The organism is Ramlibacter sp. 2FC (genome assembly GCF_005503345.1).
Classification (GTDB): Bacteria; Pseudomonadota; Gammaproteobacteria; order Burkholderiales; family Burkholderiaceae_C; genus SCMQ01.
The window spans coordinates 30,358-44,658 of record NZ_SCMM01000003.1 but is presented as its reverse complement, the minus strand read 5'-3'; the positions used below and the strand labels follow the sequence as shown (position 1 = coordinate 44,658).

General features: G+C 63.8%; 13 protein-coding genes and 1 pseudogene. 13 read left to right on the top strand and 1 reads right to left on the bottom strand.

The window, feature by feature from the left end; genetic code table 11:
- The first annotated feature begins 6 nt into the window (after positions 1-6).
- Genes FFS10_RS02620 through FFS10_RS02610 form a run of 3 tightly spaced genes read left to right on the top strand, consistent with a single transcriptional unit; the run spans position 7 to position 2,733 of the window.
- The gene (locus tag FFS10_RS02620) at positions 7-900 is read left to right on the top strand and encodes an HpcH/HpaI aldolase/citrate lyase family protein (protein ID WP_137891195.1); all 894 of its coding nucleotides are present in this window, start codon (positions 7-9) and stop codon (positions 898-900) included.
- Between the two features lie 60 nt (positions 901-960).
- The gene (locus FFS10_RS02615; RefSeq protein WP_137891193.1) at positions 961-1,986 is read left to right on the top strand and encodes an NADP-dependent oxidoreductase; all 1,026 of its coding nucleotides are present in this window, start codon (positions 961-963) and stop codon (positions 1,984-1,986) included.
- An 18-nt stretch (positions 1,987-2,004) separates the two neighbouring features.
- Positions 2,005-2,733 carry an SDR family NAD(P)-dependent oxidoreductase gene (locus FFS10_RS02610; RefSeq protein WP_137891350.1) on the top strand — a complete coding sequence of 243 codons (729 nt, stop codon included), beginning with the start codon at positions 2,005-2,007 and terminating at the stop codon, positions 2,731-2,733.
- Between the two features lie 47 nt (positions 2,734-2,780).
- Here FFS10_RS02610 and FFS10_RS02605 read toward each other — a convergent pair whose 3' ends face one another.
- Positions 2,781-3,593 carry a FadR/GntR family transcriptional regulator gene (locus FFS10_RS02605; RefSeq protein WP_137891191.1) on the bottom strand — a complete coding sequence of 271 codons (813 nt, stop codon included), beginning with the start codon at positions 3,591-3,593 and terminating at the stop codon, positions 2,781-2,783.
- Between the two features lie 305 nt (positions 3,594-3,898).
- Between FFS10_RS02605 and FFS10_RS02600 the strand changes: the two genes are divergently transcribed.
- The 10 genes and pseudogenes from FFS10_RS02600 (at position 3,899) to FFS10_RS02555 (ending at position 14,259) form a co-directional block, all read left to right on the top strand.
- Positions 3,899-4,648: an electron transfer flavoprotein subunit beta/FixA family protein gene (locus FFS10_RS02600; protein WP_137891189.1), complete on the top strand. Its 750-nt coding sequence runs from the start codon at positions 3,899-3,901 to the stop codon at positions 4,646-4,648.
- Positions 4,649-5,593: an electron transfer flavoprotein subunit alpha/FixB family protein gene (locus tag FFS10_RS02595; RefSeq protein ID WP_137891187.1), complete on the top strand. Its 945-nt coding sequence runs from the start codon at positions 4,649-4,651 to the stop codon at positions 5,591-5,593.
- 26 nt (positions 5,594-5,619) lie between these two features.
- Positions 5,620-6,366: an SDR family NAD(P)-dependent oxidoreductase gene (locus FFS10_RS02590; RefSeq protein ID WP_137891185.1), complete on the top strand. Its 747-nt coding sequence runs from the start codon at positions 5,620-5,622 to the stop codon at positions 6,364-6,366.
- A gap of 168 nt (positions 6,367-6,534) precedes the next feature.
- Positions 6,535-7,743 (top strand): CaiB/BaiF CoA transferase family protein, encoded by a 1,209-nt coding sequence (locus FFS10_RS02585; protein WP_137891184.1) that lies wholly within the window; start codon positions 6,535-6,537, stop codon positions 7,741-7,743.
- 432 nt (positions 7,744-8,175) lie between these two features.
- Positions 8,176-9,135 carry a Bug family tripartite tricarboxylate transporter substrate binding protein gene (locus FFS10_RS02580; RefSeq protein WP_171016031.1) on the top strand — a complete coding sequence of 320 codons (960 nt, stop codon included), beginning with the start codon at positions 8,176-8,178 and terminating at the stop codon, positions 9,133-9,135.
- A gap of 50 nt (positions 9,136-9,185) precedes the next feature.
- Positions 9,186-10,325: a zinc-binding dehydrogenase gene (locus FFS10_RS02575; protein WP_137891180.1), complete on the top strand. Its 1,140-nt coding sequence runs from the start codon at positions 9,186-9,188 to the stop codon at positions 10,323-10,325.
- Between the two features lie 140 nt (positions 10,326-10,465).
- Positions 10,466-11,059 carry a DUF2889 domain-containing protein gene (locus FFS10_RS02570; RefSeq protein WP_137891178.1) on the top strand — a complete coding sequence of 198 codons (594 nt, stop codon included), beginning with the start codon at positions 10,466-10,468 and terminating at the stop codon, positions 11,057-11,059.
- A gap of 101 nt (positions 11,060-11,160) precedes the next feature.
- A pseudogene (locus FFS10_RS02565) lies at positions 11,161-11,595 on the top strand (transposase); the annotation flags it as partial.
- Between the two features lie 130 nt (positions 11,596-11,725).
- Entirely contained in the window at positions 11,726-13,738 is a 2,013-nt protein-coding gene (locus FFS10_RS02560) for a conjugal transfer protein TraG (RefSeq protein ID WP_137891176.1), read from the top strand.
- Positions 13,735-14,259 (top strand): ribbon-helix-helix domain-containing protein, encoded by a 525-nt coding sequence (locus FFS10_RS02555; protein ID WP_137891174.1) that lies wholly within the window; start codon positions 13,735-13,737, stop codon positions 14,257-14,259. Before FFS10_RS02560 ends, FFS10_RS02555 begins: the two co-directional genes overlap by 4 nt.
- Positions 14,260-14,301: the final 42 nt, after the last annotated feature.

The following is a 14,301-nucleotide window of genomic DNA, read 5'->3' as shown; positions in this document are numbered from 1 at the left end:
ATCAACATGTACATGCGTTCTCAGCTTTATATTCCCGGCGACAATGACCGCAAGCTGGCCAAGGCCGATGCCAGCGGCGCCGATGCCGTCGTCCTGGACCTGGAAGATTCGGTGGCGGAAAAAAACCGTCCCGAGGCACGTCGAAAAGTCCGCGAGTTCCTGGATCAGCGTCCGCCTGAGAAGCGCACGTACCAGATCTGGGTTCGCATCAACGCCTTTGACGACGCGGCACTGGTCGACCTGGCCGCCATCGCCGGAGGCATGCCCGACGGGGTCGTGTTGCCCAAGATCGATGGCCCGGACGACGTTCAGCGTCTGAGCTACCACCTGGACTCGCTGGAAGTGCGGGAGGCCATTCCGCTGGGGTCGATCAAGATCTGTGCCGTGGCCACCGAGACGCCGGCCGCCGTGCTGCGACTGGGCGAATTCGCCCATGCCAGGATTCCTCGCCTGGTGGGCCTGAACTGGGGCGCCGAAGATCTGAGTGCCGCAGTCGGGGCCACGACGAATTTGGATGCCACGGGCAAATGGAGCCTGACTTACCTGTGGGCCCGGTCTGCGGTCATGCTCGCCGCCAAGGCCGCCGGCGTTCAGGCCATCGAAACGGCCTATGTGAACTACCGGGACCTGGATGGCCTAAAGACCGCCTGCCGGGCGGCCGCCCAGGAAGGCTTCACGGGACGTGCGGCCATTCACCCGGACCAGGTGGCAGCCATCAACGAAGCGTTTGCGCCTTCGCCAGAAGATGTCGCACAGGCCAACCGGATCGTCGCGGCCTTCGACAAGGCCGAGGGGGTCGGCACGGTGGGCATCGACGGTGAGATGTTCGACATTCCGCACCTCAAGCGGGCGCGCAGGGTGCTCGATCTCCATCAGAAGTACCAGAACAAACGGGCTTGACCTGCGGCTGCTTGGCCGGGCGCCGTCCTTGACGGATATATCAGACTACCTCATCGCAAAATGAACAATCGCAGGTGGGTTCTCGCCTCGTACCCCACGCTCGAGGCGGATGCAACCAGCTGGAGGCTGGAACAGGGTGAGCTCCCGAAACCAGGGCCTGGGCAGATCCTGGTGCGCACGCGGTGGTTGTCGGTGGACCCGTACATGCGCGGCCGGCTGAACCCCGGCACCATGAAAATTGGCGATCTGATGATGGGCGGGGGCGTGGGCGAGGTCATCGAGTCGCGGCACCTAGCCTGGCAACCGGGCGACATCGCCGAAGGACTGGAGTTCGGCTGGCAGGAGTTCGTCGCGCTGTCGCCTGACGTGCCGGGTCCGGCCAGGGTCAACAGGATCGATCCCGCAAGGGCGCCGGTGCAATCCGCACTGTCATGGCTCGGCATGCCGGGGTTGACCGCCTATTTCGCCATGGTGGAAGTCGCGCGCCCCCGCCCGGGTGACGTGGTCGTGGTGTCGGCAGCCGCCGGAGCCGTCGGCCAGATCGCCGGCCAGATTGCCAAGCTGGCGGGTTGCCGGGTCGTCGGCATTGCGGGTTCGGACAGCAAGCTCGATTGGTGCCGGTCCATCGGCTTCGACGACACCATCAACTACCGCGGCGAGACCGATCTCACCGGCGCTATAGCCCACCGCTGCCCCCAGGGCGTCGACGTGTTTTTCGACGGCACCGGTGGCGCGGTGCACGACGCCGTGATGGCCAACCTGGCCCAGAACGCCCGTGTGGCGATCGTCGGCAAGGTGGGCGTCGCGAACAAGCCGGCTGGCGAGGACATCGGGCTTCGGGCCAGCGCCAGGCTCATCGCCACCCGCGCCCGAGTCGAGGGCTTTGTGGTCTACGACTGGTGGCATCGCCGGGAGGAGGCCCAGCGTCGCCTCGCGCAATGGCACAAGGCCGGCTGCTTGACCGTCCGCGAGGACGTGGTGAAGGGGTTCGAGAACGTGCCGAACGCCTTTGTGCGAATGATGCGTGGCGAAAACCTCGGCAAGCAGCTCGTTGAGCTCTGCCCCGGCCGATTCCAGGCTGAATAGTCAACTGTGAGAGCGATGATGAAAAAACCAGAGACATGTGTCGTCACCGGAGCCAGCGCAGGCATTGGCAAGGCCATCGCGCAAGCCGTTCTTGCCACGGGCCAGCCCGTCGTCGGGATCGACATCGCGGCGCCTTCATGGACCCATCCGGATTTCAGCTTCTTTCAGGCCGATTTGACGAAGGAATCCGATGTCCGGCAAGTCGCAGCCCGGATTGCGCTGGAGCACGACGTGACCGCACTGGTCAACAATGCCGGGATCACCTATCCGGGTTCGCTGGAGACCCAGACCGTTGGCGACCTCGAGAAGTTGTCTGCCCTTCACCTGGCAGCACCGATGCTGCTCGCGCAGGCGTTCTTGCCGACGCTGCGCTCGTGTGGGCACGGCAGGATCGTGAACCTGTCCTCACGTGCCGCGCTTGGCTCGCCTGAGCGGGTCGCTTACTCCGCGACCAAGTCCGGGCTGATCGGCATGTCGCGCACGCTCGCGATGGAGTTGGCGCAAGACGGTGTTACCGTCAACGTGGTGGCGCCAGGGCCCATCGAGACGGAACTGCTTCGCCAGACGCTGGGTGGCGACGATCAGCGCTATGCCGCAACCGTCAAGAGCTTGCGGATGGGGCGTACCGGGACGCCGGAGGAAGTGGCCCATGCCGTGATGTACTTCCTGTCGCGGCAAAGCGGGTTCACGACGGGACAGGTTCTCTACGTTTGCGGCGGGTCTTCTCTCGGGCGCCTGATCGCCTGACCTCCTGCCGTTACGGCATGGTGCCCGCGTTCGCCGCGGGCAGAGCGTTATTTCTTGGCGCGGCGCGGTGTGGCGCGCACCGTCGATCGCCGAACAGGCTTCTCTTCGGTGAGCGGAATCTGATTGGAGGCAATCGCGAGCGGGCGCGCGTGCGTGGCGCTCATGTGCTTGCGCATGCTGCGTTCTGCAAGCTCCGCATTGCCCGCCTCGATGGCGTCAATGATGCGCCCGTGGATTGCGATCACCAGCTTGCGTGTTTCCGTGGTGTTGTACTCCTCGACGAACGTGGCGATCTGCACGCCATGCGAAATCGAGTAGAGCAGCGTCGCTAGCAAGTCGTTGCCGCTGGCCTCTGCCACCGCGTTGTGCCACTTCACGTTCAGCAGCGCGAAGTCCTGGAAGTTGTGGACCGCAGCGATCAACTCTTCGTGCAAGGCCTTGATTTTCTTGAGGTGTTCCTCGGAGCGGCGTTCCGCGGCGAGCCGCGCCAGAAACGGCTCCAGAATTTCGCGCGTCTCCTGCAAGTCCCGAAGCGGAATCCTGCGGCCCACGACGAATCGATGGATGGCCGTGGCCATCGATGCCTGTCCCGGCAGCGTGACGACGCTGCCGCCAAAGCGGCCGAGCTTTGTCTGAACCAGCCCTTCGACCGCCAGGGTACGCAGCGCTTCACGCACCGCTCCGCGACTCAAGCCGGTCTGCTCCACCAGTTCCCGCTCCGACGGGAGACCCTCGCCCTCGGCGAAGTCTCCCCGCAAGATGCTTTCACGCAGATGGTCCGCCAGGACGTCATGGGGCTTGGGCACTGCAATGCGCGTGATGGAGATCCGCTGATTTTTTTGTCGCATGTCCTGCTGCATGGGTGTTTCCGGGTTTTTGAGGGGGGGCGGGCCTGCGCCAGCGAATTTCCAGAGTTTAAGGGTTCACGCCGGATTCGGCGAATTTGCTTCACTGTACCTGTCTTCATGGTTAACCATTGACCATGAATGACTTTGCGCGTATTATTGCATGACCATAAGACCTCGGCGCCTCCGTGACAGGGGGCCTTGCGAAGAGCTCGCGCTTCGCCGGCCGTTGAACGGCGGCGCGCGCCAGCTCTGCTGCCGTGGCTTGGCGGATGCGCACGCTGGGAACGAATGCGTTATCAAACAATTGAAAGACGACGATGAAGATATTGGTGGCTGTCAAGCGGGTGGTGGACTACAACGTCAAGGTTAGAGTCAAGTCGGACGAAACGGGGATGGACATTGCTCACGTGAAAATGAGCATGAATCCGTTTGACGAGATTGCGATCGAAGAGGCGGTGCGGCTGAGGGAAAAAGGCGTCGCCAGCGAGATCATTGCGGTCTCCTGCGGCCCCCAGCCGTGCGAAGAAACCCTGCGTACCGCCATGGCGATCGGCGCAGACCGCGGGATCCTGGTGCGCACCGACGAGGAGCTGCAATCGCTTGCCGTGGCCAAGCTCCTGAAGGCGTTGATCGACAGGGAGCAGCCGGGACTGGTGATTCTGGGCAAGCAGGCGATCGACGACGACGCCAACCAGACCGGACAGATGGTGGCGGCACTGGCAGGCATGCCGCAGGCGACTTTCGCTTCCAAGGTCGAAGTCGCTGGCGACAAGGCGACGGTCACGCGGGAGGTCGACGGCGGCCTCGAGACCTTGTCGCTCGTGTTGCCGGCCGTGATCACGACCGACCTGCGCCTAAACCAGCCGCGCTACGTGACGTTGCCCAGCATCATGAAAGCCAAGAAAAAGCCGCTGCAGACCCTTGCGCCCGAGGAGCTGGGCGTGGACGTCAAGCCACGCCTCAAGACCCTGAAGGTCAGCGAGCCGCCCAAGCGCGGCGCCGGCGTGAAGGTGCCCGACGTGGCCACGCTCGTGGAAAAACTCAAGAATGAAGCAAAGGTGATCTAAATGCCAACACTCGTCATCGCTGAACACGACAACGTCAGCCTCAAGGGCGCGACCTTGAATGCCATCAAGGCGGCCACCGAAATCGGCTTCCACGCCGATGGTGAAGTCCATGTCCTCGTGGCCGGATTCCAGGCAGCCCCGGTCGCAAGTGCCGCCGCCGACGTCCCCGGCGTGACCAAGGTGCTGCATGCCAATCACGCCAGCCTGGCCAACGGCCTGGCCGAGAATCTGGCCGCCCAGGTGCTGGCCATCGCCTCCGGCTACAGCCACATCTTGTTCCCGGCCACGGCATCGGGCAAGAACGTGGCGCCCCGCGTGGCCGCGAGCCTGGACGTGGCCCAGGTGTCCGACATCACCAAGGTGATCAACTCGGACACTTTCGAGCGCCCCATCTACGCCGGCAACGCCATTGCCACCGTGCAGAGCGTGGACAGCGTCAAGGTCATCACCGTACGTACGACGGGCTTTGACGCAGCGGCGTCCACCGGCGGCTGCGCCATGGTGGAAAACGTGACGGCCGTGGCGGACAGCGGCAAGTCCAGCTATGTGGGCAGCGAGTTGTCCAAGAGCGACCGCCCGGAGCTGACGGCTGCCAAGGTCATCGTCTCCGGGGGGCGGGCCCTGGGCAGCGCCGAAAAGTTCAACGACGTGATGACGCCCCTGGCCGACAAGCTCGGCGCGGCGCTGGGCGCGTCTCGCGCGGCGGTGGATGCGGGCTACGCGCCGAACGACCTGCAGGTGGGGCAGACGGGCAAGATCGTCGCTCCCCAGTTGTATGTGGCGGCGGGCATCTCGGGTGCCATCCAGCACCTGGCCGGCATGAAGGATTCGAAGGTGATCGTGGCCATCAACAAGGACCCGGAAGCGCCCATTTTCAGCGTGGCCGATTACGGACTCGAAGCGGATCTGTTCAGCGCCATCCCCGAGATGGTCCAGACCCTTTGATCGGTAAACGAACCTGCAAACTCACCATGGCACACACACAGACCACACCCCCGCCCGCCAATCGACTGCAGGGCCGCCGCATCGTCATTACCGGCGCCGCCTCAGGCATTGGTCGGGCGACCGCCGAACTGTTCGCTGCCGAAGGCGCGGCCTTGACGCTGATGGATCTCAACAACGAGGGACTCCAGCAGCTGGCGCGGACAACCGGTGCCTTTGCGTTTGAGGCGGACATCACCGACGAGGCCAGCGTCGAGCGCGCGGTGCAACAAGGCGCCGCGGCGATGGGGGGCATTGACGGCGTCGTGAACGCGGCGGGTGTCCTGCTGCGCGGATCGGTTCTGGAGGTGGGCCTGAAAGAGTGGCGGCGTGTTCTCGATATCAACATCACCGGAACCTACCTGGTCGTGCGCTGCTGCCTTCCCTGGCTCAAGCAGGTGCCTGGTTCGACCATCGTCAACCTGGGTTCGGCGCAATCGCTCTTGCCGAACGCGCCGAATCGCACGGCCTACGCCACCTCGAAGGGAGGCGTGCTGAACCTCACCCGGGCGCTGGCGGCGGAATTGGCGCCCGATATCCGCGCCAACACGGTCTGCCCAGGACTCGTCGAAACCCCCATGACCGAGGAGATCCGCGGCAACGTGAACAACTATGCGCTGCGCAGGCTCGGCCAGCCCTTGGAGGTCGCCCGCAGCATCCTGTTCCTGACAACCAGTGAGTCTTCCTACGTGACGGGTGCCGCGTTGGCCGTCGATGGCGGCCGCTCCTTCCATTGAGGCGCCTGTCGGGGGGGGCTTGAAAAGCGCTTAAACTTGGCGGCTCCTCTGTTGCAACGGATGCCGAGGACGAAGATGAGACGCATCGGAGCCCGGGGAAAGTCCCGACCGGGCAATACTCAATGATATAGGTCGCTTGGGACGTTAATTTCTCGCGGTGAACTGACCATGGGATCGCCACTGACTGCCGTCACCCCTCCTTTGCCGCTCTCCGGGGTGCGTGTGCTTGATCTGGGACACGTGTTTCAAGGTCCCTACGCCTCCTTCCTCTTGGCCATGGCGGGCGCAGAAGTCATCAAGATCGAGGCGCCCCATGGCGACATGTCTCGCAACCGGAACGGGGATGGAGACTATCCGTTTCGCGCGCTGAACGGCTGCAAGCGTGGAATCGTGCTGAACCTAAAGACCGAGCGTGGACGCGGCTTGCTTCTGGAGATGGCCAAGTCGGCGGATGTGGTGATGGAGAACTTCTCGCCAGGCGTCATGTCACGGCTGGGGCTGGCTCCCGACGCTTTCTTGCAGGTGAACCCGCGAATCATCTACGCGTCCGCCTCCGGTTTTGGCAGCACGGGGCCGTACGCTGGAAATCTCGCGCTGGACCTGACGATCCAGGCAGTTAGCGGGATGATGAGCACCACGGGGGAAAGTGGCTCCCGCCCCATGAAGACGGGTGTGCCAGTGGCGGACTTCATGTCCGGTGCGCACTTCTACGGCGCCGTCGTCACGGCCCTCTATGAACGCGAGCGCACGGGCCGTGGCCGTGTGGTGGAAGTGTCGATGCTGGAATCGCTGTTCTGCACGATGCTTCCCGCTGCCGGTTATTTTTATGCGCATGGCAAGTCGCCGCAGCGCACCGGCAATCGCCACATCGCCAATGCTTACGTGCCGTACGACATCTTCGAAGCACAGGATGGCTGGGTGGCCATCGTTGCCGCGACCGATGATCACTGGCTCGGTCTTGCCCGGGCCATGGCGCGGCCGGACCTTGCCAATGACGATGCACTGCGCACGTCGAAGGGACGCGTCGAGCGCATCGAGGAGCTCACGAACGAGATTGCCGTTTGGGTGTCCCGACATACGCGTCGCACCGTGACCGAGCTGCTTCAGGCACACCGTGTGCCTTCAGCGCCGCTGCAGTCTGTCGACGAAGTACTCGTCGATCGGCAACTCCATGCCCGTGGCTTCCTGACAGAACACCAGACCGAAAAAGGGACGGTGGCCCTGCCCAACAGCCCGATGCGATTCGGCGACTCCCCACTGCGCGAGCTCCAGCCGCCGCCGGACCTGGGTCAGCACACCGACGAAGTGCTGGAGCAGCTTTGCGGGTTGCGCGCCGACGAATTGGCAGCCCTGCGTCGGGCCGGTGTCATTGCCTGACAGGCAACGCGCACCGCTTCAATCCCTCCATTTCAACATTCACGAACGATCTGCCCTGCTCAGGTGAGCAGGGGGCCACTTGCCCATGCGGTGATCCGCCGGGCGTGACGCTCTCGATCCGAAGAAATGGTCAATCGTTGAAAATCTTGATGCAGGCAGGTGACGCCCTGCTGCGTTCAGTATGAAGTCAGGCAGGAGACTGTGAAGCCGCCTGGAAACCTTGATGGTTCGTGTTCCTGTGCTATATGGTTGACCTATGAATCTTTATTTTATACAGTTGGGGACTTGGCATCGGAGCGCGGCTGAAATTCGAATCAGTCCAGTCGCTCCGCAGGTAAAGACCCCAGACCGCCGGATGGTTGCCGGCGCGCGGGATGCCTGCGGCAACGCAGGCTGAAATCAACGCACAGAACTGGAGACGAGATGATGAGGATGAATCGACGGACCCTTATGCTGCTGGCTGGCGCAGCGCCCTTCACCAGCGCGCTGTCGCAGACGCAGTTTCCGAACCGGCCAATCAGGGTGGTCATCCCCTTTCCGTCGGGAAGTTCGACGGACGTGATCGTTCGGCGACTCGGGGAGCACGTGAGCAAGACGCTCGGCCAGCCCGTGGTGGTCGAGTCCAAGCCCGGCGCGAGTGGCCTGATCGCGGCGCGGGCGGTCCTCAGCGGCCCGAAGGACGGCCACACGCTGTTCCTCGGCACCAACTCGACGCATGCCGCCAACCTGTATCTGGTCAAGGACCTGGGATATGACCCCTTGAAGGACTTCGTCCCCATCACGCAGACGACCTCAAACACGCTGCTTCTCGTTGTGAATGCAGACCTGCCGGTACGGACGGTCCAGGAGTTTGTGAAGTACGCCAAGGAGCGTCCCGGCAAGCTGAGCTACGGAACGGGCAATTCCGGTGGCCTGGTGGCTGTGCAACTGCTCAAGATGAAGACTGGAATCGATGCGGTGCCCATCAACTACCAGGGAACGGCGCAGGCGACGACGGACCTGGCCGCGGGGCGTCTTGAATTCATGATGGTGGATCCGGTGGTAATCCGGCCGTTCATTCAAAGCGGAAAGGTGCGGGTCCTCGGTCTTTCCTCAAAGCAGAGGCTCCCCTCGATGCCTGAAGCGAAGCCTCTGGCCGAATCCGGGATCAGTGACTATCAGTACGCCTCCTGGGGCGGTCTGTTCGGCCCCGACGGCACGCCGCCGGACGTGATCCTCCGGCTCAATCAGGCGTTCACGCAAGCGTTGACTGACTCCTCCAACGAGAAGTTCTTCGGCGATCTTGGCATCATTCCCAGCCCGTCCCGCCCGGAAGTCTTTCAAGCGTTCGTTCAGGACCAAGTGAAGGTGTGGGGTGAACTGGTCAAGGAAGCCAAGCTGACCCCCCAGTGAGTGAGCGACCCAGGCTCCACTCAAATGAACAAAAGACAGAGGAAACAGCCATGAGAATGCTTGCAGCGGTCATGTACGAACAGGGGCTCCCGGCTCCTTTCGCAAAGAGTCAGCCTTTCCGCATTGAAGAAGTTGAACTGGATGGCCCGGGAGAGGGCGAACTCCTGGTGGAGGTCCGGGGGGCGGGTTTGTGCCACTCTGACCTGACCGTCCTCGAGGGCATGCGCAAGCGTCCGCTCCCCGTGGTGGGCGGTCATGAAGGGGCGGCCATCGTGCGGGAGGTGGGGCGAGGCGTCACCGGCTTCCAGGTCGGCGATCACGTCACCATGTCACCAGTGGCCGGCTGTGGGCAATGCCGTTTCTGCCAGGCCAGGCGCCCAGGCCTGTGCAAGGCAGTCACCGCCGCAAAGGCACAGGGCATGCTCGGCACCGGCGTTCGGCGTCTGCGTTTCCCGGACGGTGGCCTACTCAACCACTACAGCGGGATATCCGTGTACGCGCAATATGCGGTGGTCACTCCTCAGTCCTTGATCAAGATTGACAAGTCGGTTCCCTTGGACATCGCTGCGCTCTTTGGTTGCGCCGTCGTCACCGGAGCGGGTGCCGTTTTCAACTCAGCCCAGGTCAAGCCTGGTTCGACAGTCGCGATACTGGGGCTGGGCGGTGTGGGGCTCACGGCGGTGATGGCAGCGCGTGAGTCAGGCGCTGCAAAAATCATCGGCCTCGACGTGCTGCCCAGCAAGTTCGATCTGGCCCAGGCCGTGGGCGCCACCCACTGTTTCGATGTCAGGGAGCCTGAAACGGTTCAGCAAGTTCGCGATTTGAGCAATGGCGGAGTCGATTACGCCTTCGAAATTTCAGGGCAGCGCAATGCGCTCGACATGGCCCAGCAAATCACCGCGCCGGGAGGCGAGGTCATTGGCGTTGGCGTGGGGCGAGCGACGGCGATGTTCACGGTGGCACATCTGCCGTGGGTCAACGATGAGCGAGTGCTGCGCGGCTCCTACATGGGCGGCGGCGTGCCCCAGGACGATATTCCGCGCTACGTGGACATGTATTTGCGCGGCCAGTTGCCCGTTGACAGGCTTCGCAGCGAACCCCTGCGTTTCGATCAATTGAACGAGGGGTTTGACCGCCTGAGTGCGGGCAGTGTGGTGCGCCAGATCCTGTTGCCTCATGGCAGCATCTGAAAGGCCCCAGAACTCTCCAGGCTTGATCTGGCGGTAATCGGTTGATCCTGTGGCTTGGCTCGTGCGCGGGCCTTGCCAACCGGTACCCCCGCCCTGTCAACCGTATGCTTGTGAGAACTGGTTGGCCTTCGAGCAGATTTATGACCCATTTTTCTAAGCACCCATTAACTTCCTTCCCGTCCACTGCTGGCGTTGCGAGGGAAGAGCTGCACTTCCGAAGAGTCGATATGCGTGGCTTTCGCCGTGGGGACGGCTTGTATGAGGTTGAAGGCCACCTCACAGACCGCAAGCCGTTCGACTTCATTCCGTCCAGTGGGGGCGACGTTGTGCCGGCCCATACCCCGGTGCACGACATGAGCGTCAGGCTGGTTTTCGACGACCAGATGATCGTGCGCGAGGTGCATGCCTTTTCCGCTTCAACGCCTTACGCTGCCTGTCCCGCGGCTGCGCCTGCACTGCAAAAGCTCAAGGGTTTGCCTATCGCCGCTGGATGGAGTCGCGAGGTGCGCAGCCGACTGGCGGGCGCGCAAGGCTGCACCCATCTCGTTGAAATCGTGGTCCAGCTTGCCACCGCGGCGTACCAGTCAATGACGACCGTGCGCGCGAACCAGCCGCTGGCGGTCGATTCGGAAGGCCGTCCGCTGAAAATCGACAGCTGTTATGCCTACCGTACCGAAGGCGAGCTCGTGAAGCTGCAGTGGCCGCGCTGGCACCGCCCCTCAGACGCCAGGTAGCCATCTTCGGCGCGAGTCCGTCAAAGTCCCGCCGCCCCACCGGGCAGCCGCTGCGAGATGACTTTGGCTGCTTCGAGCAGGGGCGGCAGCAGGGCCTCCTGCTACGGGGCCTGCTCGATGAGGGTGCACCCAGGCACTGCGTGCTGGCCGACGCAGGCTACGGGATCGACTATGCGTTTCGTCAGGGGCTGACCGATCTGGGCTGGCCCTACGTGGTCGGCATCACCTCGGCCGTGGTGGTCTGGTCACCGGGGGAGCCCCTGCCGCCGAAGCCCTACAGCGGCATCGGCCGTCCACCGGTGATGCCACGGCGCACCGCCAAGAGACAGCCGGTGAGCGTCAAGGCACTGGCGCAGTCCTTGCCCGAAAGCGCATTCCACAACATCAGTTGGCGCGAAGGCACAAACGAGCGCCTGACGGGCCGCTTTGCGGCGCTGCGGGTACGCTGCGCCGGGGGCAACGTCGGCAAGGCGCGTCTGCTGCCCCAGCAGTGGCTGCTCATCGAGTGGCCCGCGGATCAGGCCGAGCCCGTCCGAGGGCAGCCATTTCCGCCAGCGTATGCCGCGCCACGCCCCCATGGGTGTGCAGCGCGACGACTCGATTCCAGACTCGGCAAGCGGTGCCGCTACGGCACGCGCGGGAACCATGACGCGAAGGAGGTGGTCTATGCCGAGGTCAGCGACCGGCATCCTGTTCGGACAGATTTTCGTGGTGCTGGGCGTTGCGCTCGGCGGGGTGTGGTGTGGTACGCAGTGGACAGCGTATGCGCTGGGCTATCAAGCACCGCTTGGGGTACCGTGGTTCGGTGTTTTTGGCATATGGGTCTACGAGCCCTGGAAGCTGTTCGAGTGGTGGTATTTCTTCGATGCCTATGCCCCCGATGTCTTCCTGCACGGCGGCATCATCGCTGCCTCAAGCGGACTTGCTGCAGCCGGTGCCGCCATCGCGATGGCCGTCTGGCGCTCCCGCCTCGCCAAGCGCGTCACCACCTACGGCTCAGCCCGCTGGGCCGAACCTGAAGAAGTTCGTGCAGCCGGCCTGACCCAACCAGCGGGCGTGTTCCTGGGCCGCTTGCATGCCCAGGAAAGCGATTACCTGCGCCACGAAGGCCCGGAGCACGTGATGGCCTTCGCGCCCACCCGTTCCGGCAAAGGCGTTGGCCTGGTGGTGCCGACGCTGCTGTCATGGCCCGGCTCCACCGTCATTCACGACATCAAGGGCGAGAACTGGCACCTCACCGCGGGCTGGCGCTCACGTTTCTCGCACTGCCTGCTGTTCAATCCCACCGATGCCAAGTCGGCCGCATACAACCCGCTGCTCGAAGTACGGCGTGGCATGCACGAGGTGCGTGACGTGCAGAACATCGCCGACATCCTGGTTGATCCAGAAGGCGCACTGGAACGGCGCAATCACTGGGAGAAGACCAGCCACGCCCTGTTGGTCGGCGCCATCCTCCACGTGCTCTACGCTAGCGAAGACAAAACCCTGCGCGGCGTCGCGAACTTTCTGTCTGACCCCGCCAGTCCGTTCGAGGTCACGCTGCACCGGATGATGACGACGCGGCACCTGGGCGACGTCACCCATCCGGTCGTCGCCTCGGCCGCCCGCGAAGTGCTCAACAAATCAGACAACGAGCGCTCGGGCGTGCTGTCCACAGCCATGAGTTTTCTGGGGCTGTACCGCGACCCTACGGTGGCCGAAGTCACCTCGCGCTGTGACTGGCGCATTGCCGACCTGATTTCAGCGGAACACCCGGTATCGCTGTACCTGGTGGTGCCGCCTTCGGACATCAGCCGCACCAAACCACTGATTCGCCTGATCCTCAACCAGGTTGGCCGACGCCTGACCGAGTCGCTCGACGGCTCGGACGGCATTGCGCGCAAACACAAGCTGCTGTTGATGCTGGACGAGTTCCCGGCACTGGGCCGGCTCGACTTCTTCGAGTCGGCGCTGGCCTTCATGGCGGGCTACGGATTGCGTGCCTTCCTGATTGCTCAGTCGCTCAACCAGATCGACAAGGCCTACGGCCAGAACCATTCGATTCTGGACAACTGCCATGTGCGCATTACGTTCGCGACCAACGACGAGCGCACGGCCAAGCGGATTTCGGATTCTCTGGGCACTGCCACCGAGTTGCGCGCCCAGCGCAACTATGCAGGTCATCGGCTGGCCCCATGGCTGGGGCACCTCATGGTGTCGCGCCAGGAGACGGCCCGGCCCCTGTTGACGCCGGGCGAGGTGATGCAGTTGCCGCCGGATGAAGCTGTGGTGATGGTCTCCGGTCATCCTCCGATCAAGGCGGCCAAGCTTCGTTACTACCAGGATCGGAACTTCACGGCACGGGTGCTGGCGCCGCCAGCGCTGGCCGCAGGCGCTTATGCAGACCGGCCTGCTGCTCGGCCCGACGACTGGAGCGGACTCGCGGTTCCTGCGGTATCGGACGCATCAGGTGCCGGTGATGCCGAGGGTTTTGCCGACGAGGGCGGTCACCAGCTTAAGCCCGAGCTGGACGTGACGGTCGATGCACCCGTCCTGCCGGAAGCGGACGGCTTGCTGGTGCTCGACGACGAGGACGACGTGCCGCTGCGTCCAATGAGCCTGGAACGGCAGGTAGACCGCCAGCTGGCGCGGACCGCGCGGCTGACCGCTTTAGACCCTGACGACGGGATCGCGTTATGAGCAGCCGTACCCGTCTGAACATCTTCATCGAACCCGACCATGCAAAGCGGCTGGAGCAGCTCGCCGCGCACAGGGGCGTCTCCAAGTCGGCCGTGATCGCGGCGGCCCTGGCTTCCTTCCTCTCGCCCGATGCCGCCGACCAGCGCGAGGCGGCCATGGCCAAGCGCCTGGACCGCCTTTCACGCCAGTTCGACCGGCTGGAGCGTGACCAGTCCATCCTGATCGAGACCCTGGCGCTCTACGTGCGCTATTTCCTGACCGTTTCCATACCCGTGCCGGAGGCCCAGCAGGAGGCGGCCCGTGCCCAGGGCCGCGCCCGCTACGCCCAGTTCATCGAGCAGCTGGCCCGCCACATCCAGCGCGGGCGCAGCCTGGTGCGGGAGGTCCATGAAGAGGCCTTCCCGGACTTATCCGGGTCGTTTGGAACCGATGGCCTCACGCCATCGTCCGCCAACGGCCTATCCCCGGAGGCTGTTCCTCCTGTATCAACCCAGGAGGAGTCCGATGGACCGCAGGCCTGATAAAAGCGTCGGAGGGGGCAACAGCGACCATGGCGGCAACAG